Raw genomic sequence first — 4694 nt, 5'->3', positions numbered from 1 at the left:
GGGTGGCCGCCTGTATGGGGGTGTCCCGGTAATTGGTGGTGCCCGTCAACGGATAAGCAGATCCTTGCGATCCCAGACACCAGAACAGGGCATCAATCGGGAGGGCAACATTGGTTGAGGTCATTATGGCTTCGGGCACACAGGCCAGCTGGGCAATGGGGTTGCCAAATAAAATGGCTTCGGGGTTGAGGATGAACGCCAGCTCGTCGTCATCCCACATCGGATCGATTTCAGTCATGTATGCCACGTCAAAATTGTCTGTGGCCATGCAGGCAGCACTTTGGATGATTTGCAGCCAGTAGACGATGGGGTATTTGTACCAGTGGGCATGGTAAAAACCGCCATCGGAGGAATCATTGTCACGGCTGGTTGAACGCCCGCCAATTTGCTGCATGTTTCCTGCGTTGAGCTCCATGCCCATGTTAACCATGCAGTAGGGCTTTCGGGTCACATCAACCAAGGAGTAAGGCTCCCAGTACCCAATATTGAGCCCTATTTGCATGAAGATAGGCGGGGGCTTAGGGCAAAATGAGATGGGCATCGTCGGGTTTTCAGTATCAGGGTAGACGGACGCCACAATGGGCACACTGCCGATGGTCATGGGAAAGATACACGACCAACAAATATCGGTGATAGGGTTAACAAACGTTCCCGTACAAGCTGGCCCGCCTGCGTAAAGAGGACGGGTAAAAAACAGGATGAGCAAATAAGCCCAAGGTAAAAGTCGGCGCATGAGTTAGTCCTCTTTGATAGCAGAGACATCAATTTCGGTGACTTGCCAGCGTGTCCCTGATTGGCTGATCACCACAGGCACATGTTTAACGTGAAATTCGCGGGTGAGCTTACCTTGTTGGTCAAAGTACACCCGGCTATCGAGTTTTTTGCTTAATGCAGCAGGCTCGCCATTGGTTAAGATCCATTTAACGGGCAGGGGCGCAGCATACTGTTGTGCCCATTGCCGTTGTCGGGGGTCGTCACCATCGAATAACACCAGTTGTTTGGAAAAGGTAAACCTCGGCAGGTTTTGCCGTTCAGCAGCTGGCCAGGTTGTACTGTCAAACGGGTTAACGCGGGTGCCTTTGGGGTAGAGTTCATTGCCCAGACTGTCCTTGACGGGGGCGGCCAAGGTGAGAGTGGGATCGATATAATACGTGTTAGGTGTCGTTGTCGTATTCAAACCCTGAACCGGGAGAGGACGCATGACACTGTTCTTGACGCGTGCTTGCATGCGCTGTTTCATTGCGTCTATTTCCCCGTTTTGCTCAAACGTTCGCAAACGATTGTCAATCCAATCCAACATATCAATTTCCCCGATAGGGAAGACCGGGCCGAACACCCCGAGATTTTTTGCATGGACAGGCCGGGGTGCACAGAAAAGGCACAGCAGTAAGAGGGCTATGGATTGTCCTTGGGTGGCTTTACCCATGAGGTGCACTCCTTTTCGGTGTTGTTTATCAGGGTATTAAAATCATGCAGCCCTTGCGGTGTTAACGACTCATCATCCGTTCCCTGTGAGTGAAGTAAGGCATTTAAATTGGCATCTGGTTCGTGGGTCGCATCATCAACGATGGTCGCTATGTAGCGTGTTTCCTCTATCGTTAAGCCTTGTTTCAGACCATGCTTAATAGGGTGCTTGTCTTGCTGGGTAAGGGGACTATTCTGTTTTATCATGGCTTGTTGTCCTTTTTGGTGAGCACATTCACGGTTTCTTGTGAAATGATGCGGGTGATATCCGGTGCGCCACTGATGACGGCGGGGCTGACGACAATCACCACGTTATTGTCGCGGCTGTATGTGCGTAGCACGGTGTCCAGAGCGGTGGTGAAACGCGCAATGTGCCCCTTTTGTTGGGCAGGGTTAAGATCACGTTGTTGGATATCTTTCTCAAAAGCGGTCAAGGTGGCGTTCATGTCCATTTGCACCAGTGAGGGTGTAGGGTTCAAGGGGCCAATGACCAAGAGGGTGACGGCGGTCGATATAAACAGTGACAGCGTCACGCTTAGGGTGATGGTACGTAATGGGGTCATGGGTGGCTCTCCTGACGGGCAGAATAGGTCGCTAAGAGTGCGGCGAACTCAGACATTGCCTCGCCGTTAAAGTGCATGGCCGTTTTTTCGATGGCATCGAGCAACGGGGTGCCTTGGTTGATCAAGGTTTCACAATATTCAAATTCATGCGGCTCAGTGGATAACATCGAGCGTGACCACGGATCGGCAAAAATACGGTGAAAAGAGGTATACGATCCCGCTTTTATCATGGCGCAAGAATGACCTGCATCCTGTGCCCGGGGGAAGTTCTTGATCATGTTTTGCTCATAGGGGCTGAAGTGCTTGGGGTTTTCCTTGATGAACTTTTCAAACCCTTCACCTTGTCGTAAGGTGATGTGAATATCGGAGTTGTTAAAGGCGGCGCGGGCTTCTTCATTCAGGAAGAAATCTTCAATCCCCTGCGTGACAGTGCAAAAACTGCCGCCAAATTTTCGTACCGTCCGATAACCGGTATTGATAAACTCCCGGGCTTGGGCGTTGGCGCCCCCCATCATTGACCAGGCTTCTTCAATGATGCACATCTTTGGGGTGGAGCGACTGCCGGACAGGTACATCTGCTGGTTAATGGCGACCATCAGCGCAAAAATAACCGGACGTTTGACGGCATCGGCAAACCCATCCAATTCCAAGGTGGTGATGTGGATCGTTGGATCCAATTGCGACGGTTTGTTAAACACATCGCCATACACCCCTGCGCTGCAATATTTATTGAGCTGGGCAGCAATATCACTGATACGACGGTCATCATTTTTTTCTTTGGCCAGCGCGTATAACGCATCTTGCACATCATCAATGCGTGTTTGGGTCCCCATTTTTTTCCACGCGATTAAAATGGCGTCCCCGAGCATCGCCTCCTGATAGGTTTCGAGCTCTTCACGGGGTGATGCCATGGAGCCGATGAGCCCGGTGATGTTGTCAAGCACCAGGGCTATCGGATCAACAATATTGCCATCGTCATCGGTGATGTCACCGAAGGTGCCCGCATCGCGGGCTTCTTCGATTTTATCCAAGTGGGTGAACGGGTTGAGGAAGATGCTTTCATGGGTCATGTAGGTGCCCCCGAGCATCAATGTCAGCTTTTTGTAACTCGATCCTTTATCCAAAATCCACACTTTGCCTGAACGGGCATGGATAGCCTGGGCGATCAATTGGGTGAACACGGATTTTCCGGCCCCCGACCCGCCCGTAATGGCAATGTTGTAGTTGTCACTGCCACAGTTGAAGGGATCAAAATAGCTGATTTGATGGCGCATGGTCGGCACCATGACCCCACCGGAAAAGTTTTTGTATTCCGCCACAATCGGTAAAAAATTGACGACGTTGGATGTTTTCATCGTGCGGGTGCGAGCGGCTTTCTTGCAGTCCTCGAAATACCCTTCGCTCATGGCAAACGGCAGGGTGGACAAGGTGCTTTGCCCTTGCAGCATATTGGTCCGTACCAGGTTAAGTCCCGCCTCCCGAAAGGTTGAGGTGGCCACCGTGGTATGGGTCCGGGCTTTGTCTTCGGTGGTATACAGGCTGACGGTCATGACCATGGTGGCCACTTTGTATTCTTGGTGCATCAGGCCGTGTTGCAGCTCTTTGCGCTCTTTCAGCTCTTCCTCGGCAGATGGGACCAGCAAGCGCATTTTAGATTCGACAATCTTGGTCAGGGATTGGATTTTACTGTCATTTTGCGTGATTTGCTCCCCAGAGGGTTCAACCCGAAAATGGACGCTGATCCGGTGGGGGCATTGCAAGCTGTTGGCGGTGCGTTTCAATGAGGCCAAACAGTTTGAAAACCCGTATAAACGAAAGTCATTGGGTAATCGTGCCAGCCCAAGGTTAACGATACGAGTACGCACCGCGTCATCACTGTCTAACGGGGTATGACGCGTATCCACATAGGTGCGATTCAGCAGGTATTCGCTGTCAGGGCTCAATGTTTGGGTATTGATGGTCTCAAATTCATTGTAAGTGGCTGGCAGGGGGCGGTCCTGATGCCGATTGAAGTTGAGGTGTTCACGCACATGGGTCATTAATGCCACTGGCGTGACCGGGGTATGGTTGATGCCGCATTGGGTCAGCTCGGCGGCCAACATGTCTTTGGCTTCTTGTAAAGCCACCTTGCTATCGGTGGTCGAGACAAACAGGCAGGCGTTGTAATCTTTTAAATCGTAGTGATAGGCTTTATTAAGCCGGGTACTGAATCCCTGCTGGGCACTGTGCTGGGCATAAATCCCCTGGTTGGTGGCAAACTGCTCACAGATCCCCCCACGGATGGCCATGGCTTGTGTATTTTGTTTAATCAAATCGGCCACCTGGTTATTGCCGACCAACACAAACTGATAATCCCACTTATCCCCTTCAGGCAAGGTACAGATGATGGCGTTCAATGATGACACCAAATCATCATTGGCCCCGCCAAGGACCGACAGAGAGAGGCCAAAACCGAGGCTGTGATGGTTTTCGAAGATACCTGTCGTGTCATCATAAAAACGGTAGGGCAACTCTCGATGAATATGATAATTGCTGTCTTTACTGGATTTGACGAACCCCGCCAAATCAGAGAACGCATTTCTCATGGTTTAATCCTTACGTATGGCTTGAACAGGGCGGCCCGTCCACTGGCTATCATCGGCGATATACACATCGGTGGTATCAACG

5 protein-coding genes are annotated in these 4694 nt (G+C 51.2%); all 5 read right to left on the bottom strand.

Annotated elements, in window-relative coordinates; translation table 11 throughout:
- Positions 1-733: conjugal transfer pilus assembly protein TraU (gene traU / locus C9J12_RS29480; protein ID WP_107246950.1), on the bottom strand; the 733-nt coding region annotated here is incomplete at its 3' end.
- Positions 734-736: 3 nt separating this feature from the next.
- Positions 737-1426: a type-F conjugative transfer system protein TraW gene (traW, locus tag C9J12_RS29475; RefSeq protein ID WP_170111922.1), complete on the bottom strand. Its 690-nt coding sequence runs from the start codon at positions 1424-1426 to the stop codon at positions 737-739.
- Entirely contained in the window at positions 1396-1671 is a 276-nt protein-coding gene (locus tag C9J12_RS29470; protein WP_107246945.1) for a hypothetical protein, read from the bottom strand. Before C9J12_RS29470 ends, traW begins: the two co-directional genes overlap by 31 nt.
- On the bottom strand, positions 1668-2027 hold the full coding sequence (locus C9J12_RS29465) for a TrbI F-type domain-containing protein (RefSeq protein WP_107246943.1): 360 nt from the start codon (positions 2025-2027) through the stop codon (positions 1668-1670). Before C9J12_RS29465 ends, C9J12_RS29470 begins: the two co-directional genes overlap by 4 nt.
- Entirely contained in the window at positions 2024-4612 is a 2589-nt protein-coding gene (traC, locus tag C9J12_RS29460; protein WP_107246940.1) for a type IV secretion system protein TraC, read from the bottom strand. The genes C9J12_RS29465 and traC overlap by 4 nt, the downstream gene beginning before the upstream one ends.
- Between the last annotated feature and the right edge of the window lie 82 nt (positions 4613-4694).

It is taken from the genome of Photobacterium frigidiphilum (assembly GCF_003025615.1).
GTDB lineage: Bacteria > Pseudomonadota > Gammaproteobacteria > Enterobacterales > Vibrionaceae > Photobacterium > Photobacterium frigidiphilum.
The sequence above is the reverse complement of the archived record's forward strand: the minus strand, read 5'-3'. Positions and strand labels throughout refer to the sequence as shown.

Coding starts and splice junctions, on each gene's coding strand:
- C9J12_RS29470 (WP_107246945.1), bottom strand. CDS start 1,671: ATGATAAAACAGAATAGTCCCCTTACCCAGCAAGACAAGCACCCTATT.
- traC (WP_107246940.1), bottom strand. CDS start 4,612: ATGAGAAATGCGTTCTCTGATTTGGCGGGGTTCGTCAAATCCAGTAAA.
- C9J12_RS29465 (WP_107246943.1), bottom strand. CDS start 2,027: ATGACCCCATTACGTACCATCACCCTAAGCGTGACGCTGTCACTGTTT.
- traW (WP_170111922.1), bottom strand. CDS start 1,426: ATGGGTAAAGCCACCCAAGGACAATCCATAGCCCTCTTACTGCTGTGC.